General features: G+C 71.3%; 24 protein-coding genes. 20 read left to right on the forward strand and 4 right to left on the reverse strand.

The window, feature by feature from the left end; translation table 11 throughout:
• Nucleotides 1-339: 339 nt before the first annotated feature.
• The 6 genes from LZG04_RS26440 to LZG04_RS26465 all read left to right on the forward strand — a co-directional run bounded on the left by LZG04_RS26440 (nucleotide 340) and on the right by LZG04_RS26465 (nucleotide 4,405).
• Nucleotides 340-477, forward strand: coding sequence for a hypothetical protein (locus LZG04_RS26440; RefSeq protein WP_233821590.1), 138 nt, complete (start codon nucleotides 340-342; stop codon nucleotides 475-477).
• A 241-nt stretch (nucleotides 478-718) separates the two neighbouring features.
• Nucleotides 719-1,543 (forward strand): serine hydrolase, encoded by an 825-nt coding sequence (locus LZG04_RS26445; protein WP_233821592.1) that lies wholly within the window; start codon nucleotides 719-721, stop codon nucleotides 1,541-1,543.
• 48 nt (nucleotides 1,544-1,591) lie between these two features.
• Nucleotides 1,592-1,999: an MmcQ/YjbR family DNA-binding protein gene (locus LZG04_RS26450; protein ID WP_233821594.1), complete on the forward strand. Its 408-nt coding sequence runs from the start codon at nucleotides 1,592-1,594 to the stop codon at nucleotides 1,997-1,999.
• Between the two features lie 223 nt (nucleotides 2,000-2,222).
• Nucleotides 2,223-2,666, forward strand: a complete 444-nt coding sequence (locus LZG04_RS26455) for an SgcJ/EcaC family oxidoreductase (RefSeq protein WP_308199330.1) — start codon at nucleotides 2,223-2,225, stop codon at nucleotides 2,664-2,666.
• Between the two features lie 84 nt (nucleotides 2,667-2,750).
• Nucleotides 2,751-4,133, forward strand: a complete 1,383-nt coding sequence (locus LZG04_RS26460; RefSeq protein WP_233821598.1) for a hypothetical protein — start codon at nucleotides 2,751-2,753, stop codon at nucleotides 4,131-4,133.
• The gene (locus tag LZG04_RS26465) at nucleotides 4,130-4,405 is read left to right on the forward strand and encodes a 2Fe-2S iron-sulfur cluster-binding protein (RefSeq protein ID WP_233821600.1); all 276 of its coding nucleotides are present in this window, start codon (nucleotides 4,130-4,132) and stop codon (nucleotides 4,403-4,405) included. The genes LZG04_RS26460 and LZG04_RS26465 overlap by 4 nt, the downstream gene beginning before the upstream one ends.
• Nucleotides 4,406-4,409: 4 nt before the next feature.
• Here LZG04_RS26465 and LZG04_RS26470 read toward each other — a convergent pair whose 3' ends face one another.
• The 3 genes from LZG04_RS26470 to LZG04_RS26480 all read right to left on the reverse strand — a co-directional run bounded on the left by LZG04_RS26470 (nucleotide 4,410) and on the right by LZG04_RS26480 (nucleotide 8,006).
• Entirely contained in the window at nucleotides 4,410-6,500 is a 2,091-nt protein-coding gene (locus LZG04_RS26470) for an MMPL family transporter (protein ID WP_233821602.1), read from the reverse strand.
• A 146-nt stretch (nucleotides 6,501-6,646) separates the two neighbouring features.
• Nucleotides 6,647-7,684 (reverse strand): LacI family DNA-binding transcriptional regulator, encoded by a 1,038-nt coding sequence (locus tag LZG04_RS26475; RefSeq protein ID WP_233821604.1) that lies wholly within the window; start codon nucleotides 7,682-7,684, stop codon nucleotides 6,647-6,649.
• Nucleotides 7,685-7,838: 154 nt separating this feature from the next.
• The gene (locus LZG04_RS26480) at nucleotides 7,839-8,006 is read right to left on the reverse strand and encodes a hypothetical protein (RefSeq protein WP_233821606.1); all 168 of its coding nucleotides are present in this window, start codon (nucleotides 8,004-8,006) and stop codon (nucleotides 7,839-7,841) included.
• Here LZG04_RS26480 and LZG04_RS26485 point away from each other — a divergent pair.
• On the forward strand, nucleotides 8,005-9,405 hold the full coding sequence (locus LZG04_RS26485) for an endo-1,4-beta-xylanase (protein WP_233821608.1): 1,401 nt from the start codon (nucleotides 8,005-8,007) through the stop codon (nucleotides 9,403-9,405). The two genes, LZG04_RS26480 and LZG04_RS26485, sit on opposite strands and share 2 nt — an antisense overlap.
• A gap of 48 nt (nucleotides 9,406-9,453) precedes the next feature.
• Here the strand turns inward: LZG04_RS26485 and LZG04_RS26490 are convergent, their stop codons facing one another.
• A complete protein-coding gene (locus LZG04_RS26490) occupies nucleotides 9,454-10,479 on the reverse strand; it encodes a hypothetical protein (protein ID WP_233821609.1) in 1,026 nt (341 codons plus the stop codon).
• A 646-nt stretch (nucleotides 10,480-11,125) separates the two neighbouring features.
• Between LZG04_RS26490 and LZG04_RS26495 the strand changes: the two genes are divergently transcribed.
• The 13 genes from LZG04_RS26495 (at nucleotide 11,126) to LZG04_RS26555 (ending at nucleotide 26,726) form a co-directional block, all read left to right on the forward strand.
• Nucleotides 11,126-12,712 (forward strand): ABC transporter substrate-binding protein, encoded by a 1,587-nt coding sequence (locus tag LZG04_RS26495; protein ID WP_233821610.1) that lies wholly within the window; start codon nucleotides 11,126-11,128, stop codon nucleotides 12,710-12,712.
• A complete protein-coding gene (locus LZG04_RS26500; protein WP_233821611.1) occupies nucleotides 12,706-13,722 on the forward strand; it encodes an ABC transporter permease in 1,017 nt (338 codons plus the stop codon). Before LZG04_RS26495 ends, LZG04_RS26500 begins: the two co-directional genes overlap by 7 nt.
• On the forward strand, nucleotides 13,719-14,567 hold the full coding sequence (locus LZG04_RS26505; protein ID WP_233821612.1) for an ABC transporter permease: 849 nt from the start codon (nucleotides 13,719-13,721) through the stop codon (nucleotides 14,565-14,567). The genes LZG04_RS26500 and LZG04_RS26505 overlap by 4 nt, the downstream gene beginning before the upstream one ends.
• Nucleotides 14,564-15,364 (forward strand): ATP-binding cassette domain-containing protein, encoded by an 801-nt coding sequence (locus tag LZG04_RS26510; protein WP_233821614.1) that lies wholly within the window; start codon nucleotides 14,564-14,566, stop codon nucleotides 15,362-15,364. The genes LZG04_RS26505 and LZG04_RS26510 overlap by 4 nt, the downstream gene beginning before the upstream one ends.
• Nucleotides 15,361-15,993, forward strand: coding sequence for an ABC transporter ATP-binding protein (locus LZG04_RS26515; protein WP_233821616.1), 633 nt, complete (start codon nucleotides 15,361-15,363; stop codon nucleotides 15,991-15,993). Before LZG04_RS26510 ends, LZG04_RS26515 begins: the two co-directional genes overlap by 4 nt.
• A 127-nt stretch (nucleotides 15,994-16,120) precedes the next feature.
• Nucleotides 16,121-16,717: a hypothetical protein gene (locus LZG04_RS26520; RefSeq protein WP_233821618.1), complete on the forward strand. Its 597-nt coding sequence runs from the start codon at nucleotides 16,121-16,123 to the stop codon at nucleotides 16,715-16,717.
• Between the two features lie 31 nt (nucleotides 16,718-16,748).
• Nucleotides 16,749-17,564 carry an alpha/beta fold hydrolase gene (locus LZG04_RS26525; RefSeq protein WP_233821620.1) on the forward strand — a complete coding sequence of 272 codons (816 nt, stop codon included), beginning with the start codon at nucleotides 16,749-16,751 and terminating at the stop codon, nucleotides 17,562-17,564.
• The gene (locus LZG04_RS26530; RefSeq protein WP_233821622.1) at nucleotides 17,564-18,847 is read left to right on the forward strand and encodes a PP2C family protein-serine/threonine phosphatase; all 1,284 of its coding nucleotides are present in this window, start codon (nucleotides 17,564-17,566) and stop codon (nucleotides 18,845-18,847) included. Before LZG04_RS26525 ends, LZG04_RS26530 begins: the two co-directional genes overlap by 1 nt.
• Nucleotides 18,835-19,185 carry an STAS domain-containing protein gene (locus LZG04_RS26535; RefSeq protein ID WP_233821624.1) on the forward strand — a complete coding sequence of 117 codons (351 nt, stop codon included), beginning with the start codon at nucleotides 18,835-18,837 and terminating at the stop codon, nucleotides 19,183-19,185. The genes LZG04_RS26530 and LZG04_RS26535 overlap by 13 nt, the downstream gene beginning before the upstream one ends.
• Before the next feature lie 239 nt (nucleotides 19,186-19,424).
• On the forward strand, nucleotides 19,425-20,186 hold the full coding sequence (locus tag LZG04_RS26540) for a cellulose binding domain-containing protein (protein WP_233821626.1): 762 nt from the start codon (nucleotides 19,425-19,427) through the stop codon (nucleotides 20,184-20,186).
• A 314-nt stretch (nucleotides 20,187-20,500) separates the two neighbouring features.
• Nucleotides 20,501-22,123, forward strand: coding sequence for a cellulose binding domain-containing protein (locus LZG04_RS26545; protein ID WP_233821628.1), 1,623 nt, complete (start codon nucleotides 20,501-20,503; stop codon nucleotides 22,121-22,123).
• A 409-nt stretch (nucleotides 22,124-22,532) separates the two neighbouring features.
• Nucleotides 22,533-23,849 (forward strand): cellulose binding domain-containing protein, encoded by a 1,317-nt coding sequence (locus LZG04_RS26550; protein ID WP_374202886.1) that lies wholly within the window; start codon nucleotides 22,533-22,535, stop codon nucleotides 23,847-23,849.
• Between the two features lie 183 nt (nucleotides 23,850-24,032).
• Entirely contained in the window at nucleotides 24,033-26,726 is a 2,694-nt protein-coding gene (locus LZG04_RS26555) for an RICIN domain-containing protein (RefSeq protein ID WP_233821630.1), read from the forward strand.
• Nucleotides 26,727-26,875 lie beyond the last annotated feature (149 nt).

Here is a 26,875-nt window from a genome sequence, read left to right on the forward strand (position 1 = left end):
TGGTCGGGCACGGTGCTCCGCACGTGGGTGTCGAGCTCCCACGCGGGCGCTGTCCCGGAACCGACCGCAGTCCGAACCGGCATGCGATTCTCCCCGTCCGGGATTGATCTCCCTTCGCCAGTATTGTTCGGCTGGCGCGGACCGCGGGAATTGCCGATCGGACGGCCGCCATTCGACGTGCCTTCCGCGACCCGACAAATGCGGATTCGGCCGATCGGCATCGAAACCGAAAGCGCGGTCGCGGCTCTCGCCGAAGTCTCTATTTCCGGGTCGGCCCTTGTCGGGTGATTCCGGTGGTCCCGACCATGGCCGCGTCATCTTGTCATCACCACGGGCGTCGTGGGCCGGACGTGCATCAGCCAGACCCGCATCACCGACATGGCCCTGCCCATCTCCGCCACCGTCCGGCTGGACGACGGCACCGGCCGGACCGCATCACCCGTCGGGCTCGTCGCGCTCAGCGGCGAAGCTCCGTGATCCACCGGACCCGAAGCGGAGCCGGGAGCCGCGTTGCCGAGGGGGTGACGTGCGCTCGACCGGCTCCGCGGCGGTCGGGCGACCCGCGACTCCGCCGAAATCGGTGGCGCGGGTGAGGTGATCCCTCCATGATCCCCCGGGAACCGGAGACCGCGAGGAGGCCGCCATCCCCGTCGAACGTGCCGTCGCCGTCGAACGCGCCATCGCCGAGGCGGACGCCCGGATCACCGCCGATCCCGCGTTGGGGCACACCGGGCACCTGGTCGTCGCCCTCGCGGAACGGGTGGTGTTCGCCAAGTCCTACCGCGGCCGCCCGTTGGACGAGCCCAACGACTTGTTCTCGGTGACCAAGAGCGTGCTGTCGGCCGTGGTCGGGTCGGCCGTGGCGGACGGCAGGCTGGACCCGGCCACGCCGGTGGCGGACCTGGTGCCCGGCGCGTGGCCGGGCGTGGCCGTGCACCACCTGTTGACCATGACCGCCGGGGTCGAGGTGCGTGACGTCGACGAGGTGATGGCGCTGTCGGCGGGGTGGCTGGACGCGGTGCTCGACGCGCCCCTGGTGCGTGCGCCCGGGTCCGCGTTCGCCTACGACAACTGCCTCGCGCACGTGCTGGCCGCGTGCCTGACGGCGGCGTTGGACGAGGATCTGGAGCAGTACGCCGCACGGCGGCTGTTCGCACCGCTGGGCATCACGCGGTGGCGGTGGCCGCGCGACCCCGAGGGGTTGCCGTACGGGTTCGGCCACCTCGAGCTGTCCGCGTCGGACCTGGTGCGGTTCGGGTGGCACCAGGCGCGCGACCGGTCGGCGTACGGCCGTGACGCGGTGACCGCCCACACGCCGGGCGGGCCGCCGGAGGGCGTCGGCTACGGCTACCTGTGGTGGGTCACCGAGCTGGCCGGGCACCCGGCGTTTCTCGCGGGCGGGTACGCGGGCCAGCACCTGGTGGTGGTGCCGTCGCTGGAGCTGGTCGCGGTCACCACGGGGGAGGAGGCCGCGCTGCGTGACGGCTGGCGGCCCGCGCTCGACGTGGTGCGGGGGATCGTGGCGGCGGTCGCCGGGCGGTGACGAGCCCGGTCGTCTCCCGATGTCGGTGCCCGAACGCATAATCCGGGGATGGGTGAACTGGCGGAGGTGCCTGACGAGGTCGTGGACCGGCTGCGGGCGGTGTGCGCGGCGTTCCCGGAGGTGGTGGAGGAACGCGCGTGGCGGGGCACGCGGTGGCGGATCCGGCAGCGGGCGTTCGCGCACGTCCTGGAGGTCGAGGACGGCAACCCGCCGTCGTACGCGCGGGCGGCCGGGACCGACGGGCCGGCCACCGTGCTGACGTTCCGGTCGGCGGGTCCGGAGCTGGCCGCGTTGAGCCACGCCCCCCACCCGTTCTTCAAGCCCGCGTGGGCCGCGAACGTCGTGGGCCTCGTGCTGGACGACGACACGGACTGGGACGAGGTGGCCGAGCTGCTGACCGAGAGCTACCGGTCCTCCGCGCCGCGGAAGCTGGTCGAGCGGATGTCTCCCGCCTGAAACCGCGCCCGGCCGGCGAGCGGGCCGGGGTCGGGTGTTCCGCACGGCGTGGACTGGGTCGACGCGATCGGGAATTGTTTTTCGATTCCGATTCGGTCTGCCACGGGTCGGAGTTCGCGTCAACCGCCGTTCGCCGAGCGCATTCCTGTTGTTCGGCGGAGCGTCGCACACCTCGCCCGGAATAATTTGGCAGTCAGACGTAGGACGTGTATATCTCGAAGCTGTGCTTCGATCAGGAGACGGTGTTAGCGCGCTGACGTGGAATGGGGATCCATTGGATACCGCCGGAGTAGCGGAGGCGATCGAGGTGTTCACCTCCGCGTGGAACGAGCACGATTTGGTCCGGCATTTCTCCGTCTTCGCCGAGGACGCGGACTTCGTCGACGTCGTCGGACGGCGCCTGCGCGGTCGGGCGGAGATGTTCGGCGACCAGTCGGCACGGCACGCGCAGCGGTTCGCCGAAAGCTCGGTCCGCACCCTGGAGCTGGACATAAAAATGCTGCGTGACGACGTCGCGCTGGCGCACTACCACTGGGAGATGATCGGCGACCGCGGTCCCGGCGGCACGGGTCACGGCGTGCGCCGCGGGATTTTCACCTTCACCCTGTGCCGCGAAGCGGGCACCTGGCTCGTGGTGGCGGCGCACAACACCGAGTCGGTCGGCTGACGCCGGCTCCCCGATCTGGAGGAAACAGTGCGCGAGTTGCACGTCATAAGCCACCCGATGTCCCCCGACCGCACTACGGTGCCGTTGTCGCGATTAACGCCCGAAGTGCCCCAGTCGTCGAGACGGATCCTCGGCGCGCGCCCGCTGGAAGTTCCGCTGTTCGTGCTGGAAGAACAGCGGCGGTCGGAATCGGTGCTCGCGTTGACGCTCCCGGGCGTCCCGCAGGACTTCGACGCGATGGGCCCGTTGGCCGCGGTCTCGTCGTTGGCCTCGACCGAGACGGGCTTCCTGCAGACCCGCGTGCCGGTGTTCCGCTTCCCCGGGCCGCTGGGCCGGGTCGCGGACCTGTGCCGCGCGGCCGGGGCCGAGATCGTGCGGCACGACAAGGTCGAGTTCCGGTTCTGGATGCGGACCAACGCCGAGAAGCTCCCGCCGATCGCCGAACTGCGGCGGCATGCCCGGGAGCTGCCGCACGAGCGGCTGGAGGCGTTGCTGGTCCCGTTGATCTACCTCAACCACCTGTGGCGGCAGGGTAACCCCGAAGAGGACCCGGCACTGGGGCCCAGCGCGATGCCCGACCCGCTGCACGAGCTGCTGACGTTCATCGCCGCCGAGGTCGGGACGATCCCGCGGTTCAGCCAGATCGTCATGACGATGATGGCCTGGCAGCTCGACGGCTCGACCGAGGGCGAGCCGATCACCCACGCGGACCTGGTGTCGCTGGACCGGATGCGCCACCCGTTCTGGCTCGACGACGGCAACCAGAGCGAGCTGGACCTGTACCGGTCGTTCTTCGCCGTGGAGGCGTTCGGCGTCCCGCTCTACGGCTGGGGCGCGCACGCGCTGGAATGCGCGGCGACCGACGACCGGGCCGGCGGCACGCTCGCGTTGACCATGATCCGCGCGGCCCTGCGCAACGTCTGCACGTACACGAAGATGCTCGTCCCGCGGATCGACGCGCGCCAGTTCCGCCGGTTGCAGGTCACCTACGGCTGGGTCGGCGACGAGGTGAACGGCGTCGCGTCGGACTACCAGCTGCCGTTCATGCTGATGCTCGACGCGCTGTTCCACGTCAACTACCGGCACGACGGCGTGGTGGCCGCGCGGGCGAACAACCTGCGGTTCGTCCCGGAGCGCTGGAAGCGCTTCTTCCACCTGGTCTACAACCGGCAGCCGGCCTTGAAGAGCTGGGTCGCGGACGCCGGGGACGCGCGCCTGGAAGCCGCCTACCTGGGTTGCGTCCAGCTCTTCAGCCTGTTCCGCCAGATGCACCGGCACCTGGGCGGTCAGGTCATCAAGGGCGGCACGACCACGGGCCGCGTCTTCGCCGACGAGCACGACAACTACGCCAACTTCATGGACGAGATGGCCGCCCTGGTCGCGGACACCGCGGCGACGGGTGACCTCGCCGCGCCCGTGACACCGGACAGCCCCACCGCGGCGGCCAGCCGCGGCGAGCGGCGATGATCACGGTGACCATCGCCGGCGAGCCGTTCGACGTCCCGGCGGGCACCACCCTGCAACAACTGGACGACCGGCACCGCACCGCCCTGGTGTTCGGCTGCCGGGCCGCGCAGTGCGGCGCGTGCGTCGTCCGGATCCTGTCGGGCGCGGCCCACCTGAGCCCGCCCGAGGAGGACGAGCTGGTCGTGCTGGACGTGCTCGGCGTCGGCGGCGACCACCGCCTGGCCTGCCAGTGCACGGTGTTCGGCGACATCTCCCTCGAAGTCGCCGAGTGACGCGTCAGCCCTGGGCGGCCGGAGCGCGGTGGTCGAACGCGCGGGGGAGCAGCCGGTCGAGCGGGCGCGGGAGCCACCAGTTCCAGCGGCCCAGCAGGACCATGGTCGCGGGCACGAGCAGGCAGCGCACGACGGTGGCGTCCACGACGACCGCGGTGGCCAGGCCGAGCCCGAAGATCTTCACCGTCGGGTTGTCCACCAGCACGAAGCTCGCGAAGACGCACACCATGATCAGGGCCGCGGAGGTGATCACGCCACCGGTCTCGGCGAGGCCGCGGCGCACGGCGACGTGGTTGTCGCCCGTGCGGGTCCAGTGCTCCTGGATCGCCGACAGCAGGAACACCTCGTAGTCCATGGACAGTCCGAACAGGACGGCGAACAGCACCATGGGCACGTAGCTGTCGATCGGCACCGGCCCGTCGAGGCCGAGCAGGCCCGCTCCCCAGCCCCACTGGAACACCGCGGTGACCACGCCGTACGCCGCGCACACCGACACGATGTTCATCAACGCCGCCTTGATCGGCAGCAACACCGACCGGAACGCCAACAGCAGGAGCACGCAGGCCACGCCGATGACCGCCAGGACCAGCCACGGCAACCGGTCCGTGATGCGGTGCGCCAGGTCGATGCGGGTCGCCGTGCCGCCACCGACGTGGGCTTCGCCGAACCGCGGCAACACCTCCTCGCGCAACCGTCGCACGAGGTCGTCGGTCGCGGGGTCGGAGGGCGCGGTGGTGGGGACGACCCGCAGCGCCACCGCCCCGGAGGGCAGGGGACGCGGTGGTGACACCGATGCGACACCACCGGTCGCGCGCAACGCGGCCGTGGCGGCGTCGGCCCCGCCGGGGTCGGTCAGCACCACGCTGAGCGGGCCGTTCTCGCCGGGGCCCCACGCCGCCGCGGTGGCCGTGTAGTGCCGCACGGTCTGCTGGTCCGTGCCGCGGTCGCCGGCGTCGGACTGCCCGAGCCGCAACGCCAGCGTCGGCGCGCCGAGCCCCAGCAGCAGGACGGTGCTCGCGACGGCGACCGCCACGGGGCGGCGGGCGGACCACGACGCGAACCGGCCCCACGCGCTGCGGTCCAGGTCCTCGTCGGCGGCCGGCGCCGGACGGCCGCGACGCAGCCGCTCACCCGCCAGCGCGAGCACCGCGGGGGTCAGCGTGACGGCGGACAGCACCGCGCCGGCCACCAGCAACGCGCTGCTCCAGCCCAGCCACGACACGAAGTCGACGCCGGTCAGCATCAACCCGCTGATCGACACGACCACGGTGGCACCGGCGAACACCACCGCCGCGCCGGCCGACCGCGCGGTGCCCGCCACCGCCCCGGGCACGCCCAGCCCGGTGGCGAGCAGCCTGCGCTGCCTGCTGACCAGGAACAACGCGTAGTCCACCCCGACCCCGAGCCCGATCATCGCGGCCAGCGTCGGCGCGACGTCGGGGATGCTCACCGCGCTCTTGAGCACGTCCAGCCCGGCCAGCCCGCCGACGACCACGAGCAGCGCCGTGACGACCGGCAGCAGTGCCGCGACCGCCGAGCCGAACGCGAGCAACAGCACGACCAGCGCCGTGACGAGGCCGATGACCTCGCTGGGTCGGGAGTTCAGCGCGGACAGCTGCCGCCCGAGCGCGCCACCGAGCGCGACGTCCATCCCCGCCGCACGCGCCGGTCGCGTCGCGTCGAGCACCCGCTGCGCCAGCGCCTTGTCCGCCGTGGTGCCCGCGTCGAGCGGCACGCTGAACCGCACGGCGGTCCGGTCCGGGCTCGGCTCGACCCGCTCGGCCACCGTGCCGACACCGGCCACCGCCGAGACCGCGTCGACGGAATCCCGCACGGCGGCTTGGAGCTCCGGCGCGTCCACGTGCCGGTTCGGCGGCGCGGTGAGCACCAACTGGGAACTCTGCCGGCCGAACATGTCCGCCTCGGCCAACAGCGCGTTGGCCGCCTCGCTGTCGCTGCCCGGCACCACCACGTCGTCGGCCGTGCTGCCGTCGACCAGGCGTGCCCCGGCCAGCAAGCCCGAGGCCAGCAACACCCATAACAGCACCACCAGTCCGCGGTGGCGCGCGCACCACCTCGCCAGTGCTGAGAGCACGGCACCCCCTCCTGCTCGGTCCCGCGACCCGATCACCGCACCCGAGGCCGCGGGACAGATCATCCGACACGCGCCGGCGGAGCGGTGGGGAGGGCTGCCGCGTGAACTTTCGCTTGGCGGGCCGAACGTCGAGCCTGCCAATGGCGTCAGGGCCGAGGTGCGGCCGTGCTCGCGCGCGTGACGAGTTCGGTGGAGAGCATGAGGCGGTGCTGGGCCGGCGCGTCGCCCTGCGAGAGGGCGATGATCATGTCCGTGGCGGCGGCGGCCATGTCGCTGAGGGGTTGGCGGACCGTGGTGAGGGCGGGGATGGCCCACTGCGCGGGTGGGAGGTCGTCGAAGCCGACCACGCTGAGGTCGTGGGGGATGCGCACGCCGGCTTCGTGGGCGGCCTGGTAGACGCCGAGGGCCTGGGCGTCGTTGAAGGCGAAGATCGCGGTGGGCGGTCGGTCCAGGCGCAGCAGGTCGCGGCCGTGGGCGAGGCCGTCGATGACGTTGAAGTCGCCGGTGCGGATGAGCTCGGGGTCGACGGGTACCTCGGCGGCGTCCAGCGCCGCGCGGTAGCCGTCGAGGCGGGCGCGGCTGGACAGCGCGTGGGCCGGGCCGGTGATGGCGGCGATGCGCCGGTGCCCGAGGTCGAGCAGGTGGCGGGTGGCCGAGAGGCCCCCGCTCCAGTTGCTGGTGCCCACGGAGGGGAACTCGTGGCCCGGGTCGCTGGTGGGGTCGACCAGCACGAACGGGATCTCGCGGCTGGCCAGTTGCCCGCGTTGCGCGGGGGTGGGCGCGGAGAAGACCGTGATCACCCCGGCGGGCTTGCGGGCGAGCACGCCGTCGATCCACGTGCGCCCGGGGGTGTGGCGGCCGTGCAGCTCGGTGAGCACCACGGCGAGCTCGTGCTCGCTCGCCACGCGCTCCACGCCCTTGATGATCTCCATGGCGTACGCGCCTTCGAGCTCGTGGAGCACCACCTCCACCAGCGTCGCCCGGGTGGCCTTCTTCTGCCGGCGGTAGCCGTGCTCCCGGATCACCGACTCCACCAGCGCGCGGGTGTCCGGGGCGACCTCCGCGCGCCCGTTGACGACCTTGGACACCGTGGCGGTGGACACGCCCGCCAGCTCGGCGATGCGGGCGATGGTCGCGCCCCCGCGGTCGGCGGTGTCGCCCGACGAACGTCCGGTGGAGGTCATGTCGGGAGTCTAGTGCGGCACGGCAGCCGAACCTTTCGGCGGCGAAGCTTCGGCGCCTTGACGCTCGACGGGACGGAGCTTACTGTCTCCCGCGTTAATATTCTGTACTGGGACCGAAAGTTTCACCGCCCCGGTCGGACCCGCGCGACTCGACCTACCCGGCATCCGACGCCGGCGACCTGGACGCCCGACAAGGGTCGCCGTCGTCGTCCCACGCGAGGTCGGTCGCGCACGGCACCTCCTCCCGCACCCGCACGGCCACGCCGACCGCCCGGCCTGCCCGCGCGGCCCGTCCCGACACCGATGTCAGGAGAACACGCATGTCAGCACCAACAGGTCGCGCCCGCCGCGTCCTCGCCGCGACCGCGGCGGCCGTCGTCGGCACGCTCGCCGTCGGCATGGCGGTCGCCGCACCGTCCTCGGCGGCCGCCGAGCCGACCCTGGGGCAGTTGGCCGCCGCCAAGGGCCGCTACTTCGGCTCGGCCACCGACAACCCGACCCTGACCAACTCCGCCTACACCGCCGTGCTGGGCAGCGAGTTCGGCCAGATCACCGTCGGCAACACGCAGAAGTGGCAGTACACCGAGCCCCGGCGCGGGCAGTTCGACTACACCCAGGGCGACCAGATCGTCGCGTTCGCCCAGGCGCACAACCAGATCGTGCGCGGCCACACCCTGGTCTGGCACAACCAGCTCCCCGACTGGGTCACCAGCGTGCCGGCCGGCGAGCTGCTCGGCGTGATGCGCAACCACATCGCCAACGTCGCCGGCCACTACAAGGGCACGGTCGTGCACTGGGACGTGGTCAACGAGGCGTTCGAGGAGAACGGCACCCGCCGCCAGTCCGTGTTCCAGCAGAAGCTCGGCGACAGCTACATCGCCGAGGCGTTCAAGGCCGCCCGCGCCGCCGACCCGAACGCCAAGCTCTACTACAACGACTACAACATCGAGGGCATCGGCGCGAAGAGCGACGCCGTGTACAACATGGTGAGGTCGTTCAAGCAGCAGGGCATCCCGATCGACGGCGTCGGCCTCCAGGCCCACCTCGTCCTGGGGCAGGTGCCCAGCTCGCTGCGGCAGAACATCCAGCGCTTCGCCGACCTGGGCGTCGACGTCGCGATCACCGAGCTGGACATCCGCATGCGCACGCCCCGCGACGCGGCCAAGGACGCCCAGCAGGCCGCCGACTACCGCACCGTGGTCAACGCCTGCCTGGCCGTGACCCGTTGCGTCGGCATCACGGTGTGGGACTTCTCCGACGGCTACTCCTGGATCCCGTCGGTCTTCCCCGGTGAGGGCGCGGCCCTGATCTACGACGAGAACTTCGGCAAGAAGCCGTCCTACTGGGCCGTGTTCGAGGCGCTCGGCGGCACCACCACCACGACCACGACGACCACCACGACGACCGGCGGCAACGGCGCCGGCTGCACCGCCACCTACCGCGTGGTCGGCCAGTGGAACGGCGGCTACCAGGGCGAGGTCACCGTCCGCAACACCGGCGCCACCGCCACCACCGGCTGGACCGTCAGGTGGACCCTCGCCCAGGGCCAGACCGTGGGCAGCCTGTGGAACGGCGTGGTCAGCACCAACGGCCAGGAAGTGACCGTGCGCAACGCCAACTACAACGGCACGGTCGCGCCCAACGGCACCACCACGTTCGGCTTCACCGGCTCGTCGACCGGCACCAACCCGGTCCCGACCGCCACCTGCACCACCTCCTGACGACCCGGTGACCGTGGAGCGGCCGCCACCGCTCCACGAGACGTCGGCTCACTCGCCGATGATCGGTTTCGCCGCCTTGAGCGGCTCCACCAGCGGCTCGCCCTCCAACCGCACCTTGCGCTGGTGCTCGGCGTAAGGCGCTTGCCAGTCGGTGCCCGCCGGCCTCCCGATCCGGTCGAGCTGGTTGCGCAGGCCGACGATTTCCAGGCGGGCGGAACCCAGTGCGTTCTCGTCGTGCGCGTGCCGTTTGATGGAAATCGACAACTGCTCGCGCAATGACGCGATCTGCGCGTAGAGGGTGTCGACTTCGGTCGCCAACCGGCTCGCCCGCGTGATGGCGTTGTCGCGTTCCTGCTCGGCCGCGCGAATGCGCTCCATGCTGCTCTGGTGCAGTTGGTTCAACTCCAGCGCGAGATCCCGGGCGCGGATGAGCGCGGTATCGCGTTCGTCATCGGCCGCGCGGATCCGTTCCATGCTCGTTTCGTGCAGCGCGTTCAGCTCGTCGGCCAGCGCGTGGGCGCGGGAGAACGCCCCGTCGCGTTCCTCCTCGACCAGCCGGATGCGCTCCTGGTCCCGCGCTTCGGCCCGGTCGAGGTCGGCGCGGGTCCGGTCGAGGAGGTCCGCCGCCTGGGCGTGGGCGATCCGGCGGATCTCGGTGGCTTGCGCCTCGGCGCGTTCGAGCACGGTTTCGGCGCGTTCCGCGGTGCCGGTGTCCGGCGCGGCGGTCGCGACGCCGGTGAGCGGACCGGTGGTCAGCCGGGCCCAGACCTCCTGCCAAACCGGCCACAGCGCCTCCGCGACACCGCAGACCCGCAGGTAAACCAGCAGGAACTCCCGGTTGGGCAGCTCGCCGCCGAGCACCTGGCCGATCTTGGTGCGGCGCAGCCGCCCGCCGCTGCGGCTCTCCACGGCGCGGTGCGACAGCGGGCCCGCGAGCACCCGCACCTGGTCCAGGCACCGGGCGAAGTCGGCGGTCGTGGTGGCGGCCGTGATCGGCACGCTGTGGCTGTCGATGACCGGAACCGGCCGGATCTGCCGCGGTTCGGCCGGGACCGGCGACTCGGCTCTGCTCATCGACGTGCTCCTCGCTGTCCGCCGATGACCGGCTCCGACCGGGTTCGCCCGTTTCCGCCCGCTGGTGCCCGGCGGTGACCGCGATCGGCGTGACCTTACACCCGCATTCGCCGCGCCGGCGCGATTGTGGCCGGTTCCGTTGCGAGCTTGACCGGATTGTTGGTAGCGCACATCCCGATCGGCTTGCCTGGTGGATGTCGCCGGTAGCGAGATTGCCGGGGCACTCATCCGAGGAGGCATCCGATGAACGACCAGAGCAACGACAAGCGTCCGTCCGGACCGCCGTGGTGGGCCTGGCTCGCCGAGTTCCTGATCGTGTTCTACTACGTCATCGAACCGGCGGCCACCCACTTCGTCCGGTGAGCCCGAGTAGCCGAGCGCCGATTGACCGCATTATTGCGGAGAATCGGCGCTCGGCGGAAAGGAGAAAGCATCCCGACCGTTCGGGTGGCGAGCCCGGACCCCGCGGCCCCGTCGGCCCGCTGCGGTCCCCCGCCGGGCCGGCGCGGCACGGGGCGGCAGCGGTCCGCGCGTCCGACGAGCCCATGACGTGGAGATCACATTCGGTTGTGACCGCCGTCATCGCTGTGCCCTAATGCCGTCGAGTGGCTGTTACACATCAATGGCAATAGCGAGGGGGAGTGCTGTGCCCGGGTCTGCCTGGTGGCGCGCGGTGGCGGTGGCCGCGGTCGGGGTCGCTGTGGCGTCGTGTTCGGGCGAAGGACGCCGTGCGTCGGCCGGCACGCCCACCGAGCTGCGGCTGGCCATCGGCGGCGAGTCCGAGGAGGGCTACGACCCGACGTTGGGCTGGGGCCGGTACGGCTCGCCGTTGTTCCAGTCGACGCTGCTGACCCGGGACGCGGACCTCCAGGTCGTCAACGACCTGGCCACCCGGCACGAGGTGAGCCCGGACGGGCTGGTCTGGACCGTCGACATCCGGACCGACGCGAAGTTCACCGACGGCGAGCCGGTGACCGCGCGGGACGTGGCGTACACGTTCACCGCCGCGGCCAAGAGCGGCGGGTCGACCGACGTGACCGTGCTGCGCGAGGCGGTCGCGGTGGACGACGACACCGTGGAGCTGCGCCTGACCAAGCCGCAGAGCACCTTCGTGAACCGGTTGGTGTCGCTGGGGATCGTGCCGGAGCACGCGCACGGGCCGGACTACGCGCGCAAGCCCGTGGGCTCCGGGCCGTTCGTCTTCGAGCAGTGGGACGAGGGCCAGCAGCTGATCGTGCGGCGCAACGACGCGTACTACGGCGCGAAGCCCGCGTTCGAGCGGGTGGTGTTCGTCTTCACGGGCGAGGACGCGAGCCTGGCCGCGGCCCGGTCGGGGCAGGTGGACGTGGCTGCCCTGCCGCCGTCGCTGGCCACCGGCGAGCTGCCCGGCCTGCGGCTGACCAGGGTGGAGTCCGTCGACAACCGGGGCATCGCGTTCCCGTTCGAGCCCGACGAGGGACGCCGGACCGCCGAGGGCCGGCCGATCGGCAACGACGTCACGTCGGACCGGGCCGTGCGGCGGGCGGTCAACGTGGCGCTGGACCGGCAGGCGCTGGTGGACGGCGTGCTCAACGGTTACGGCCGCCCCGCCACCGGCCCGGTCGACGGGCTGCCCTGGAACGAGCCCGCCGCCGCGATCACCGACAAGGACCCCGAAGGGGCGAAGAGGGCGCTGGAGGCCGCCGGCTGGGTCGACGCCGACGGTGACGGCGTCCGCGAACGCGGCGGCACCGAAGCGGAGTTCCCGCTGCTGTACCCCGCCGGGGACTCGGTGCGGCAGGGCCTGGCCCTGGCCGTGGCGGACATGCTGAAGCCGATCGGGATCGCGGTGACCCCCAAGGGCGAGAGCTGGGACGTGATCCGCACCCGCATGCACGCCGACCCGGTGCTGTTCGGCTGGGGCAGCCACGACGCGACGGAGATGTTCAACCTCTACTCGTCCGCGCAGGCCGGCGTCGAGCTGTGGAACCCCGCCCTGTACCGCAACGCCGTGGTGGACGGGGAGTTGGACGCGGCGATGGCGGCGGTCGACCCCGGGCGGGCGGGCGAGCACTGGAAGGCGGCGCAACGGCAGTTCGGGCCGGGTGCCGACGCGGCGTGGGCGTGGCTGGTCAACCTCGACCACGTCTACTACGCCGACGCGTGCCTGGACCTCGGCCGGCTCCAGGTCGAGCCGCACGGGCACGGCTGGCCGATCACGCAGGGCATCGCGGGCTGGAAGTGGACGTGCTGACCGCCGGGTCCGCGGCACGTCCGGTGGTGGCCGCGGTCGTGGCCCGGACCGCCCGCCTGGTGCTGCTGCTGACGGCCGTCGCGGTGGCGTCCTTCGTGCTGATGGTCAACTCGCCGGTGGACCCGGTGGCGGCCTACGTGGGCGCGGACGTCGCGTCGCTGGGCCCGGCGCAGCGGGCGCTGATCGCGCAGCGGTGGGGGCTGGACGACCCGGCGCACGAGCGGTTCCTGAGCTGGTTCGGCAACCTGCTCGGCGGCGACTTCGGCTTCTCGCTGACGTTCAACCGGCCGGTGCTGGAGGTGATCGGCGACAAGTTCCTGGCCAGCCTGGCGTTGATGGCCCTGGCGTGGCTGCTGTCGGGCGTGCTCGGCTTCGGGCTGGGCCTCGTCGCCGGGGTCCGCCGGGGGTGGTTCGCCGACCGGGCGATCACCTGGTTGTCGTACGCGCTGGCGTCTGCGCCGACCTTCTGGGTCGGGCTGCTGCTGCTCTACGTGTTCGCGGTGTCGTTGAACTGGGCGCCGGTGTGCTGCGCGGTGCCGATCGGCGTGCCGGCCGACGAGGTCGGGCTGGGTGACCGGCTGGCGCACCTGGCGCTGCCCGCGATCACGTTGAGCGTCGTGGGCATCGCGCCCGTGGTCCTGCACACGCGGCAGGCGGTGGTGGACGCGTTGGCCTCGGACCACGTGGCGTTCGCGCGGGCGCAGGGCGAACGCGGCGTGGGGCTGGTGCTGCACCGGGTGGTGCGCAACGCGGCCGCACCCGCGTTGCTGCTCCAGTTCGGCTCGCTGGGCGAGCTGTTCGGCGGCTCCGTGCTGGCCGAGCAGGTGTTCTCCTACCCGGGGTTGGGTGCGGCGACCACGACGGCGGCCCTGGGGCAGGACGTGCCGCTGCTGCTGGGCATCGCGCTGTTCACCACGGTGCTGGTGTTCGCGGGCAACCTCGTCGGCGACCGCGTGCACGCCCTCCTCGACCCGAGGTCACGGTTGGTCGACCTGCGGGGGACGCGATGACGGCCTTGGTGCCGCCCGCGGTGGGGCGGATCGATCGCCGCACGCGCACGCTGGTCCTGCTGGGTGTGTCGGCGGCAGTGGTGCTCGGCGTGCTCGTGGCCGGCTCGTGGGCCCAGGACGCCGCGCAGACCACCTCGTTGGGGGAGCGCAACAGCGCTCCATCGGCCGGGCACTGGTTCGGCACTGACTGGCTGGGCCGCGACGTGCTCGCCCGCGTGCTGTCGGGCCTGCGCATGAGCCTGGTCGTCGGCACGACCGCCGCCGCGATCTCCGCCGTGGTGGCGCTCGTGCTGGCCTGCGCCGCCACCGTCGGCGGGCCGAAGGTCGACGCGGTCGTGGGCTGGCTGGTGGACCTGTTCATGGCGTTGCCGCACCTGGTGCTGCTGCTCATGCTGGCCTTCGCGCTGGGCGGCGGCACGGACGCGGTGATCGTCGCGGTGGCCGTGACGCACTGGCCGCACCTGACCCGCGTGCTGCGCGGGCAGGCCAAGCAGGTGGTCAACTCCGACTACGCGACCGTCGCGGTGCAGTTGGGCCGCAGCCGGTGGTGGGTCGCCCGCGAGCACGTCGCCGGGCACCTGGCCGGGCACTTCCTGGTCGGCCTAATCCTGCTGTTCCCGCACGCGATCCTGCACGAGGCCGCGCTGTCGTTCCTCGGGCTGGGCGTCGACCCCGCCGAGCCGTCGACCGGCATCCTGCTGGCCGAGTCAATGCGGTTCCTGTCGGCGGGGGCGTGGTGGCTCGCCGTGCTGCCGGGCCTGTGCCTGCTGCTGCTGGTCAAGGTGGTCGACGGCATCGGCGAGAACCTGCGGTCGCTGCTCAACCCGAGGAGCCACCACCTGTGAGCACCGCACCACTGCTGGAGATCCGCTCCCTGGCCGTCTCGTTCACCCAGTACGACCGGGGTCTGCGCCGCCGCACCGTCACCGCGCTGGCGGGCATGGACCTCACGGCCGACCGGGGCGAGCTGGTCGCCCTGGTCGGCGCCAGCGGCGCGGGCAAGAGCCTGCTCGCCCACGCCGTGCTCGGCATGCTGCCGCCCAACGCCGTCGAGAGCGGCACGGTCCGGTTCGACGGCGTCGTCCTCGACCCGGCGGCGCGCCGTGACCGTGCCGGTCGCGACCTGGCGCTGCTGCCCCAGTCGGTGACCTTCCTCGACCCGGTCACGCCCGTGTTCCGCCAGGTCCGCCGTGCCGCGGTGCTGGCCGGGCGGTCGGCACCGGACGCCGTGGCCGGCGCGGCGCTGGAGCACCGGGGGCTGGGACCGGAGGTCCACCGGCGGTACCCGCACCAGTTGTCCGGCGGCCAGGTCAGGCGCGTCCTGACGGCCATGGCGCTGATGGGCGACCCGGCGCTGGTCGTCGCCGACGAACCGACGCCCGGCCTGCCCGCCGAGGCCGTCCGCGCGGCCCTGGCGGACCTGCGGCGCATCGCCGACCGGCACCGCGCCGTCGTGCTCATCACCCACGACCTCGCCGCCGCCTTGGAGGTCGCCGACCGGGTCGTCATCTGCCGTCACGGCCGTACCGTCGACGAGGCGCGTCCCGCCGACTTCCACACCGACGAGCTGACCCACCCCTACACCCGCGCCCTGTGGCACGCCCTGCCCGGCAACGGGTTCCGCCTCACGGAGGACGCATGACCCTGCGAGCCGACGACGTGTGGTTCCGCTACTCCCGCAAGTCGCCGTGGGTGGTGGCAGGGGTGTCGCTCTCGGTCGAACCTGGCGAGGTCGTCGGCCTGCACGGCCCCAGCGGCGCGGGCAAGAGCACCCTCGGCAGGGTGCTGTCCGGTTCGCTGCACCCGCACCGGGGCGAGGTCTCCGTCGACGGACGCCCACCGCGTCCCGGGCGGGGCACGGCCAACCCCGTGCAACTCGTCGCGCAGCACGCCCACCTGGCGCTCGACCCGCTCTGGAAGGTCCGCCGGAGCCTGGCCGAAACCGGCGCCGCCGACAGCGCCCTCGACGCGCTGGACCCGGCGTTGGCGCCGCCCGCCCTCCTGGACCGCTTCCCCCACGAGATCAGCGGCGGCGAGGCCCAACGTGTGAACCTCGGGCGCGCGCTCCTGGCGAACCCGCGCTTCCTGGTGGCCGACGAGGTCACCGCCAGCCTCGACCCGATCAGCCAGGTCGAGCTGTGGGGCCTGATCAGCGCCGCCGTCGACGCCCGGGGGATCGGGGTGCTGACCATCTCGCACGACCGCCCGCTCCTGGACGTGGTGGCGCACCGCGTGCTCGACTTCCGGGAACTCGTGCGGACGCCGGCCTAGTGCTGCGGTCCGAACACCCGCCGACACGGACCGTGTCGTGTACCGGTGGGTAGCGGGTATACCGGCGGAGGCGCCGCCGTGCCGCGGCGCCACCGCGGCGGTGTGGCGGCGACCGACAGGAGGCAGCGTGGTGGAGCAGTTCCCGCGTCCCCGACGAGCTGTGCCCGACCCCGACGTGTACGGGGAGGCGGCGGTGCGGGAGTTCCTCGATCCGTGGCACCCGCGGGCCAGCGTGGAGACCGGGAGCCCGGTGCGGGTGTACGTCGACCCGGAACGGGTGTTGGACAACATCACGCTGGCCCTGCACCGGCTCGACGTCGACCTCGACGCGCCGCCCGCGTTCGAGCCCGACACGGTGACGGTGAACGAGTTGGCCGTCATGCTCGACGACCTCGACCGGGCCGCGTCGCTGGTGGCGCGCCTGGTCAACGTCGCCGTGCAGCTCATGGCCACCCGCTACCCCGAACCGCTCGTCCGGTTCCCGCTGCCCGACACCTACGACCTGCGTGACGCCGACCGGCTGGCCATCGGCGACCGCGAGCACGCCCTCGCCCGCGAGATCCTCAACGAGCGCCTGGCGACCGACGTCGACCTGCACCCCGACGACCTCGTCGAGCGGCTGCGCCCGTTGAGCCCCGGTGAGCAGGTCCACCTGCTGGTGGCCCTGTGCCGCATGTACCGGCACAAGCTGGTGGCCCTCAAGCACCACACCGGCACCAGCTGACCTCGCGGGACACGAATGCGATACTTCCGAGATGGATGTCCGGAGCAGGAACAACGTGACCGTCTCAGGCCCGGCCGACGGTCGCCCCCTCGTGTTCGCGCACGGTTTCGGCTGTGACCAGAACATGTGGCGGATGGTGGCTCCGGCGTTCGCCGAGGACCACCGGGTGGTGTTGTTCGACCACGTCGGCGCGGGGAACGCCGACCCGTCGGCGTGGCGGCCGGAGCGCTACTCGTCCCTGGCCGGCTACGCCGCCGACGTGCTGGAGATCCTCGACGAGCTCGACCTGCGCGACGTGGTGTTCGTCGGCCACTCGGTCAGCGCGATGATCGGTGTGCTGGCCGCCAACTCCGACCCGGCGCGGTTCGGCGCGCTGGTCCTGGTCGGCCCCTCGCCCCGCTACGTGGACGACGGCGACTACCGCGGCGGGTTCAGCGACGTCGACATCGAGGACCTGCTCGACTCGCTGGACAGCAACTACCTCGGCTGGTCGGCGACGATGGCCCCGGCCATCATGGGCAACCCCGACCGGCCGGAGCTGGGGCAGGAGCTGACCGAGAGCTTCTGCCGCACCGACCCCGACATCGCGCGGCACTTCGCGCGCGTGACGTTCCTGTCGGACAACCGCGACGACCTGCCCCGGGTGAGCGTGCCGACCCTGGTGCTGCAGTGCCGGGAGGACGTGATCGCCGCACGGGCGGTGGGCGAGTACGTGCACCGCAACATCCCCGGCAGCGAGCTGGTGGTGCTCGACGCGACCGGGCACTGCCCGAACCTCAGCGCACCGGAGGAGACGACCGCGGCCATCCGGGCGTTCCTGCCCGGACCGGGGAGCTCCCTGCCGTGATGTGCGCGGCCGGGACCGGCCTGGGCGACTCGGAGGAGTCCAACGAGGACGGTGACCCGACGGTCCGCGACTCGCGGACGGTGTTCTCCTCGTTGTTGGAGGACGACACCGAGGAGCTGTACGACAACGCGCCGTGCGGCTACCTGTCCACCCTCATGGACGGTGAGATCGCCAAGGTCAACGACACGTTGCTGGGCTGGCTCGGGATCCGGCGCGAGGAGCTGGTGGGGGTCAGGAGGTTCGCCGACCTGCTGACCGGGGGCGGCAAGCTCTACCACGAGACGCACTACGCGCCGATGCTGCGCATGCACGGCCAGGTCCGCGAACTCGCGCTCGACCTGGTCGCCGCCGACGGCCGCCGGCTTCCCGTGCTGGTCACCGCGAAGGTCAAGACCGGACAGGAGGGCCAGCCGCTGCTGGTGCGCATCACCGTGTTCGACGCCCGTGAACGGCGCGCGTACGAGCGGGAGCTGCTGGCGGCCAAGCGGAAGGCCGAGGAGGAGCGCGCGCGTCTGGAGCGCCTGACCGGCACGTTGCAGCGAACCCTGCTGCCCGACGCCCTGCCCGTCATCGACGGCGTCGACCTCGCCGCGCACTACCACGTCGCGTCCAGCGACCAGGTGGGCGGCGACTTCTACGACGTGTTCCCGCTGGGCGGTGACCGGTGGGGGTTCTTCCTGGGCGACGTGTGCGGCAAGGGGCCCGAGGCCGCCGTCCTGACCTCGCTGACCCGGTACGCCCTGCGCGCCGCCGCGGTGAACGACGCCGACCCGGTGGCCGTGCTGACCACCCTGAACACGGTCATGCTGCACCAACGCCGGCCCGGTGCGCCGCGGTTCTGCACGGTGATCTTCGGCGTGCTCGAACCCGACCGCGACGGCCTCACCGTCACCCTCGCCGGTGGCGGGCACCCGCCGCCGCTGGTGCTGCGCCGTGACGGCGAGGTGAGCCCCCTGCCCACGCCGGGTGGGCAGCTGGTCGGCGTCCTGCCCGGCGCCCGGTTCACCGCCGCCACCACCCGCCTGCGGCCGGGTGACGTCCTCGTCCTCTACACCGACGGCCTCACCGAGGCCCGCCGCGCCGACGGCACCATGCTGGAGGAGGAAGGTCTCGCCGAAGCCGCCGTCGCGATGACCGGCGAGAACGCCGACGGCGTGGTGGGATCGCTGGTGCGGCTGCTGACCGACTGGTCCCGCTCGCCGTCCGACGACACCGCGATCCTCGCGATCGGCAACCCCGTCACCGCCGCCGCGGCCTTGCAGGAGGCAGGGTGCTCGACCTGACCAAGGCCACCGACGGCCACGTCCACACCATCGCGCTCACCGGGGAACTCGACCACGCGAGCACCCCGCGGCTGCACGAGGAACTCGCCCGGCTGCGCCTGTCGGCGGGCGACCGCCTCGTGCTGGACCTGGCGGAGCTGAGCTTCTGCGACTCCAGCGGGCTCACCGCCCTGCTCGCCGCGCACGAGATCAGCCTCGGCGCGGGCGCCGCGCTCGAACTGGCCACCCCGCCCGCGCTGCTGGTGAGGATCCTGAGGACGACGGGCCTGACGGAGGTCTTCACCGTCCGCGACGCCGACCGGGACCGCGCCCGCGCCGAGGTCCGGTCGCGCCGCTGAACGGTGGGCGGGCCAACGCCCGATCGGTGGAGCGCGCCGTCACGTCACCGCATTCCCGCTCCATTCCCGCGTGCACCCTCGATTGACACCGAGGAAACGGGCGGGCCATTCTGCACCTGCGCCGGGGATCCGCCCGCCTGTCAGGCGCTATCGCGTGCAGGCGAATGGAGAGGGTTGTCATGGTTTTATCGGCTCGACGTCACCGCGGCACCGGCGGTGCGCTCCGACGTGGTGCGGCCGTGGTCGTCCTGGCCGGCCTGTCGGCGCTGCTGTCCGGGTTCGCGCCCGGTTCGGCCCAGGCCGCCGCCCCCGCCGTCGTGGTGGACCACGGCGCGGGCGCGTCCCGGGCGATCATGCCGGGCGCGGCCAGTGCGGTGGTCACCGTGTCGCTGTCCAGCCCGCCGGAGGGCGCCACGACGCTCACGGTGGCGTTGGGGGAGCGCACGCCGGGCGTGGTGTTCGTCAGCTCCCGCCACACGCTGACCTTCACCCCGACCACCTGGAACGTGCCCCAACCGGTCCGGATCGTCTCGGTGCGGAACTTCGGTTCGGCCGACTTCACCGTGTCCGGCCCCGGTGTCACCACGGGCGTCATCCACGTCTACGCCAGCACCGCGCCGACACCGCCGAACCTGAACCGCTCCTGCGGGATCACCTACACCACGCACGCGTGGAACGGTGGCTTCGTCACCGCCGCGACGGTCACCAACACCGGTCCGACCACGCTCACGGACTGGACCGTGACGGCCCTGTTCGGCGGCGACGAGCGCGTGACGGCGTCGTGGAACAGCGAGTGGGGCCAGTACGCCGACGCCGCCGCGTTGAGCGCGCCGCCGTGGGCACGCACCCTCGCGCCGGGCCAGTCGGTGTCCCTCGGCTTGCAGGGCACCGTCACCCGGACCGCCGGCGGCCCGTGGCTGAACTGCGTGCCGGAGCCGTACCTGCTGCCGGGGCCGACCACGACCACTTCCCTCACCACCACGGCCGTGCCGAACTCCTGACCGCGTGGGCGGGCGATGACAAAACGCCCGCCAGAGGAACGGAACCAGGACGACGATTGACCGGTGAAACCGTTCGCACAACGGCGTGCGACGGATTCCGCGATCGCCGATGCCGGCAATGACCGCGGCACGTCGGCTAAAACGAACGCGCACATCTTTAGCTTTGACCGGCCGAATCGCGCATTGCTACCTTCGACGGGCAATCGGGGTCGCGCCGCGGGCGGCGACCCGACCCTGCCGGTGTCTGTCGGACGGCGCTGGGCCGCCGCGCGTCGGGCGAGCCACGACACCGAACAGCGAAGGGATCCAAGACCATGGAACACCCACCCCGGCGGCGGCATCGCGCCGTGCGCGCCGCGTCCGCGGCCCTCCTCGTGGCGGCAGGCATGGTGACCGTGCTGAACACCGGACCCGCCCGGGCCCTGGACAACGGAGTGGCGCGCACCCCGCCGATGGGGTGGAACTCGTGGAACACGTTCGGCTGCAACATCAACGAGACGCTGATCAAGCAGATGGCCGACACGATGGCCGGCTCCGGGATGCGTGACGCGGGCTACCAGTACGTGGTGGTGGACGACTGCTGGATGAACCCCAACCGGGACTCGGCGGGCAACCTGCAGGGCGACCCGAGCCGGTTCCCCAGCGGGATGAAGGCCCTGGGCGACTACATCCACGCCAAGGGGCTCAAGTTCGGGATCTACCAGGCGCCGCTGGCCGAGACGTGCGCCCAGTACTTCAACTCCTACCCCGGTTCGACCGGGGCGCTGGGCCACGAGGAGCAGGACGCCCGCCAGTTCGCCGCGTGGGGCGTGGACTTCCTCAAGTACGACTGGTGCTCGCCCAGCGGCACGATCGACGACCAGGTGCGCACGTTCGCCAAGATGCGCGACGCGCTGCGCGCCACCGGCCGCCCGATCGTCTACAGCATCAACTCCAACAGCATCCACGACAAGACCGGACCCCGGCGGAACTGGGGTGACGTGGCGAACATGTGGCGCACCACCGAGGACATCACCAACAAGTGGGACACCGGGCAGACGAACGGGTACCCGATGGGCATCCAGAACATCGTCAACGTCACCGTCCCGCTCGCCTCCTACGCCAGGCCGGGCGGGTTCAACGACCCCGACATGATGGAGGTCGGCCGCGGCGGCATGACCGACACCGAGATGCGCAGCCACTTCGCCCTGTGGGCCGTCATGGCCTCACCGCTCATCGCCGGCAACGACCTGCGCAACATGGACGCCGCCACGCAGACGATCCTGAAGAACGCCAACCTCATCGCCATCAACCAGGACCCGCTCGGGTTGCAGGCCGTGCAGATCTCCAACGACGGCACGCGGCGGGTGCTGGCCAAGCGGCTGGCCGACGGCGACGTGGCGGTGGCGCTGTTCAACCAGGGCTCCGCCGCGACCACGGTCTCCGTCAACGCCTTCTCGGTCGGTCTCGAAGGGGTGTCGTTCACGCTGCGGGACGTCTGGACGAACGCGGTCACCTCGACGAGCGGGGCCATCTCCGCCACCGTGCCCGGGCACGGCACCGTCGTCTACCGCGTCACGGGCTCCGGGATGCCCACGACCACGACCACCACGACGACCACCACCACGCCGCAGCCGAGTGGCGCGTGCCGCGTCACCAACACCGTCAACGCCTGGGGCAACGGCCTGACCTCGGACATCACCATCACCAACACCGGGTCCGCGCCGATCTCCGGCTGGTCGTTGGCGTTCACCCTGCCCGGTGGGCAGACCATCACCTCCGGCTGGAACGCGAGCTACACGCCGTCGTCCGGACAGGTGACGGCCAGGAACGTCTCCTACAACGCCGACCTCGCCCCCGGCGCGTCGGTCGCCATCGGCTTCCAAGCGACCCACACCGGTAACGCGGGCAAGCCGGCCTCCTACACGCTCAACGGCGCCGCCTGCACCACCTCCTGATGGCACCCGACGCGCCGCTCCCCGTCCGCTGACGTCCCACGTCCGCGGCGGTGGAGCGGCGCGTCGAGCGACCAGTTGTTTACGCTAACAATCTTGCTCTATGTGACCACGTTCAAGCTTGGTTTAGCGCTAACAATTTTAGCTTCGTTGAGCGTTGACCGCCGCGTCGCGCGCCGGCTACATTGACCCCGAAAACGGCAAGTGTTTTAGCCGAAAGTTTCGACTCCCGTCGGCCGCGCACCGCGCGGCCGTCCGTCAACGACGACGTTGGGGACACGGATGCGAGATCGCCTCCTGCGCCGTGCGCGTGCGACGAGCGCCCTTCCTCCCGGTCGTGCCCGGCGCGGCGGCCGGGTCTGCTGGACCGGACCAACGCACCCGATGTCCGCACAGCAGAAAAGAGTCTCTGATGATCACGCGTAGGCTTCTCGGGCCCGCGTTGGCGGCGGTGCTCCTCACCGCGGCGGCGACCGGCACCGCGATGAGCGGGGCACTCGGCGACATCGCGCCGTCCGCGCAAGTCGGTGCCCTCGCGTCGAGCGCCGGCTGCGGCAAGGCCCCGACGTTGCGCAGTGGCACGCACACCATCCAGAGCGGTGGCAAGAGCCGCAGCTTCATCTTGCGGGTGCCGGATGGTTACGACAACGCCCGTCCGTACCGGTTGATCTTCGGGTTCCACTGGCGTGGCGGCACGATGAACGACGTGTCGTCGGGTGGTACGAGTGGGACGGCGTGGTCGTACTACGGGATGCAGGAGCAGTCGAACAACAGCGCGATCCTGGTCGCGCCGCAGGGCCTGGGCAACGGCTGGGCGAACTCCGGCGGCGAGGACGTCACGTTCACCGACGACATGATCCGGCTGATCGAGGCCGATCTCTGCGTCGACACCGCGTTGCGGTTCGCCATGGGCTTCAGCTACGGCGGTGGGATGAGCTACGCGTTGGCGTGTGCTCGGGCGACGGTGTTCCGGGCCGTGGTGGTGTACTCGGGTGCGCAGTTGAGCGGTTGTTCGGGTGGGAGCCAGCCGATCGCGTACTTCGGCATCCACGGGATCACGGACAACGTGCTCAACATCTCGATGGGTCGGTCGTTGCGGGACAAGTTCGTGGCGAACAACGGTTGCACGCCGCAGAGCCCGCGTGAGCCGGGGCAGGGCAGCATGTCGCACATCACGACGACGTACTCGTGCCGTGCGGGTTACCCGGTGCAGTGGGCGGCGTTCGACAACGGCCACATGCCGGGCCCGGTGGACGGCACGTACGCCGAGAGCGGCATCCGCACCTGGACCAAGGGCGAGGCGTGGAAGTTCATCTCCCAGTTCCAGGGCGGCCCCACCACGACGACCACGACGACGACGTCCACCACGACCACGTCCACGACGACGACCACCACCACGTCGAACCCGCCCGGTGACGGTTGCAAGGTCACCGACACGATCAACGCGTGGAACACCGGCCTGACGTCGGAGATCGTCGTCACGAACACCGGCAGCTCGCCGATCAACGGCTGGTCCCTGGTGTTCACCCTGCCCGGCGGGCAGACCATCACCTCCGGCTGGAACGCCTCGTACTCGCCCACCTCGGGTCAGGTCACCGCCCGGAACGTCTCCTACAACGGCACGATCGCACCCGGCGGGTCGGTCAGCATCGGCTTCCAGGCCAACCACACCGGCAACACCGGCAAACCGGCCTCGTTCACCCTCAACGGCGTGACCTGCGCCGCCTGATCCAACACGCGTGACGGAGGCGGGGCCGGACGGCTCCGCCCCCGTCGCGTTGTCGGCGGCCCCGGCAGCCATCCCGCGTGCCGATCCCGGCCACCGAGCGCTGCCCCCCGTACCACGAAGTGCACGCGCGGACAGCGCGCGCGGCGACACGTCCGATCGGAACCCAGCGAAAGGGAGAAGAAGGTGAGATCAGCCAATACCGCCGTGAGGTCGTTGGTGGCCATCGCGGTGTTCGTGTCCGCTGCGCTGCTGCCGACCTCCGGCGACCACTTCCAGGCCGCGGCCGCCACCCAGGCGACCTACTACGTCGCCCCCGACGGCAACGACGCCAACCCGGGCACCGTCACCGCGCCGTTCCGGACCGTGCAGCGCGCACGGGACGTCGTCCGCACGGTGAACGCGAACATGTCCGGCGACATCTACGTGTACCTGCGCGGGGGCAACTACCCGATCAGCAGCACGGTCGAGTTCACGCCGAGCGACTCCGGCACGAACGGGTACCGGGTGGTGTACGCCGCCTACCAGAACGAGACCCCGGTGCTGACCGGTGGCGTGCAGGTGACCGGGTGGACCCAGCACGGCGGCAACATCTGGAAGGCCCCGCTCAACCGCGCCAACAAGCTGCGGGCGCTCTACGTCAACGACAAGCGCGCGTTCATGGCCACCAAGACGATCGCCTCGCAGGGGTGCTACGGCACGTACACCGTCACCGCCGGGCAGGCATCCTGGGCCCGGGAATCGGGCTCGCAGTGCGACGGGGCCAAGTACGGCCTGAACGACCTCCCCGCCATCTCCCGCAACGCCGACGACATCGAGATCGAGACCGCGACGACGTGGACGACCGCCATCGCGGGCGTCCGCCAGGTCACCACGAGCAGCGACGGCGCGAGCCGCGTGGCGCTGTTCCAGCAGCCGGGCGCGGCGATCGCCCAGGGCGCGTTCAACGGCAACCACCAGGTCGGCGGCAGCCACAAGTTCATGAACGCCTACGAGTTCCTCGACTCACCGGGCGAGTTCTTCTTCGACAAGACGAGCAAGACCCTCTACTACTACAAGGCCGACGCCGAGAACATGGCCACGGCGACGGTCTACGCGCCGAACAACGTGTCCACGCTGCTGCGGCTCGCCGGCACGTCCACGACCAACCACGTCCGCAACATCACGTTCCAGGGCCTCACCGTGCAGCACTCCGACTGGAACCTGTTCAGCGTGGCGGGTTCGTCGTTCAAGCAGGCGCAGCAGGGCAACCTCGGCAACACCCTGTACGTCAAGGGCAACTTCCACGTCTACTACTACCGCAACGTCGACACCGTGCCGGGCATGATCCAGATCGAGAACGCCGACGGCGTCCACCTCGACCGCAACCGGGTCCAGCACACCGGCGCGGACGGCATCAGCATGGTCAACGACGTGCAGAACGCGAAGCTGACCGGGAACGTCACCAACGACGTCGCGGGCTCCGCGATCAACGTGGGACACCCGCAGCACGTCTACATCGGTGACCACACGGCGACCAACGGCGAGAAGTACCCCGTTCAGGTCGAGGGTCTGCCCAAGAACATCGAGATCAAGAACAACCACCTCTACGACAGCGCCGTGCTGTTCAACGGGCACAGCCCCATCTCGGCGTACTTCGTGGACACGCTCACGGTGCAGCACAACAGGATCGAGAAGAGCCCGTGGTCGGGCATCACGCTGGGCTGGGGGTGGTGGAACTTCGACGGCTCGTCGGGGTCGATCGCGCCGAACCGGCCGACCACCACGGCGAGGAACAACACCATCAGCCACAACCACATCATCGACACCGTGCAGCGGCTCAGCGACACGGCCCCGATCTACACGCTGGGCAGCCAGCCGGGTACCACGATCACCGACAACTACCTCCAAGGCGTCCCGGCCGGTCACAAGTACGGGCTGCACCCGGACGAGGGCTCGGCGTACATCACGTTCCGCGACAACGTGCTGAGCGTCGACAAGGACATCACCTGGATGATCAACTCCGACGACTTCGGGCGCAAGCACGACCTGAGCATCACGCAGACCTACGGGCCGATCAACAAGGTGTCGCAGAAGAACCTGCCCAACAGCACCATCCAGGACATCCTCACCTACTCCGACTACGTCTGGCCCGCGGCGGCCTACGGCATCGCCGTGAACTCCGGGTTGGAGGAGCCGTACCGCAACATCCTGCCGCCGAGCGCTTCGTCCTCACCGGACTACGCCCTGCCGGCCGGCACGTTCGCCGGCACCGGTGTCACGTCGATCCCCGTCCGCGCCATCGGTGACGCGACCAGGACGCTGTGGCTGGCTCCGCAGGGCACGACCACCTTCGCCGTCGGCCCCACGATGACCAGGGCGAGCGGCACGGCGTCGACCATCGACCTGCCGACCGCGTCCGGCGACTACCGGCTCTACGTCGTGGACGCGCAGGGCAACCGGTCACCCGAGTCGAAGTCCATCGTGCGACGGCAGGGCGGCGGCTCCCCGCAGAACGGCACGATCGTGGGCGGTCAGTCCGGTCGGTGCGTGGACATCGCCGGCGGGAGCGCGACCAACGGCGCGCAGGCCCAGCTGTGGGACTGCCACGGCGGCACGAACCAGCGCTTCACCTACACCTCGGGCAAGCAGTTGCAGGTGTTCGGCACCAAGTGCCTGGACGCGTACAACCGGGGCACCACCAACGGCACCGCGGTCGTGATCTGGGACTGCAACGGCCAGGCGAACCAGCAGTGGAACGTCAACGCCAACGGCACCATCACCGGCGTGCAGTCCGGCCTGTGCCTGGACGCCAACGCCAACGGCACCGCGAACGGGACCAAGATCATCCTGTGGTCCTGCGGCGGCGGGACCAACCAGCAGTGGAGCCTGCGCAACTGACTCCACCCCGACAGGGCCTTGGGCCGGTCGTCGTCCTGGCCCCAGGACGCCGACCGGCCAAGCCGCCGGCCGCCCTCAGGTGAGTCGACGTGGTCACGGCGTGCCGCGTCGAACCGGCGGTGCGGGCCGACGTGGACGGTGCTCTCGCC

Source organism: Saccharothrix sp. S26 (assembly GCF_021390395.1).
Lineage (GTDB): Bacteria > Actinomycetota > Actinomycetes > Mycobacteriales > Pseudonocardiaceae > Actinosynnema.

What these genes read in the sequence shown, in the direction of transcription:
- LZG04_RS26490 (WP_233821609.1), bottom strand. Translation starts at nt 10,479, where the DNA reads ATGAGCAGAGCCGAGTCGCCGGTCCCGGCCGAACCGCGGCAGATCCGG.
- LZG04_RS26515 (WP_233821616.1), top strand. Translation starts at nt 15,361, where the DNA reads ATGACCCTGCGAGCCGACGACGTGTGGTTCCGCTACTCCCGCAAGTCG.
- LZG04_RS26505 (WP_233821612.1), top strand. Translation starts at nt 13,719, where the DNA reads ATGACGGCCTTGGTGCCGCCCGCGGTGGGGCGGATCGATCGCCGCACG.
- LZG04_RS26485 (WP_233821608.1), top strand. Translation starts at nt 8,005, where the DNA reads ATGTCAGCACCAACAGGTCGCGCCCGCCGCGTCCTCGCCGCGACCGCG.
- LZG04_RS26480 (WP_233821606.1), bottom strand. Translation starts at nt 8,006, where the DNA reads ATGCGTGTTCTCCTGACATCGGTGTCGGGACGGGCCGCGCGGGCAGGC.
- LZG04_RS26530 (WP_233821622.1), top strand. Translation starts at nt 17,564, where the DNA reads ATGTGCGCGGCCGGGACCGGCCTGGGCGACTCGGAGGAGTCCAACGAG.
- LZG04_RS26475 (WP_233821604.1), bottom strand. Translation starts at nt 7,684, where the DNA reads ATGACCTCCACCGGACGTTCGTCGGGCGACACCGCCGACCGCGGGGGC.
- LZG04_RS26450 (WP_233821594.1), top strand. Translation starts at nt 1,592, where the DNA reads ATGGGTGAACTGGCGGAGGTGCCTGACGAGGTCGTGGACCGGCTGCGG.
- LZG04_RS26550 (WP_374202886.1), top strand. Translation starts at nt 22,533, where the DNA reads ATGATCACGCGTAGGCTTCTCGGGCCCGCGTTGGCGGCGGTGCTCCTC.
- LZG04_RS26525 (WP_233821620.1), top strand. Translation starts at nt 16,749, where the DNA reads ATGGATGTCCGGAGCAGGAACAACGTGACCGTCTCAGGCCCGGCCGAC.
- LZG04_RS26465 (WP_233821600.1), top strand. Translation starts at nt 4,130, where the DNA reads ATGATCACGGTGACCATCGCCGGCGAGCCGTTCGACGTCCCGGCGGGC.
- LZG04_RS26545 (WP_233821628.1), top strand. Translation starts at nt 20,501, where the DNA reads ATGGAACACCCACCCCGGCGGCGGCATCGCGCCGTGCGCGCCGCGTCC.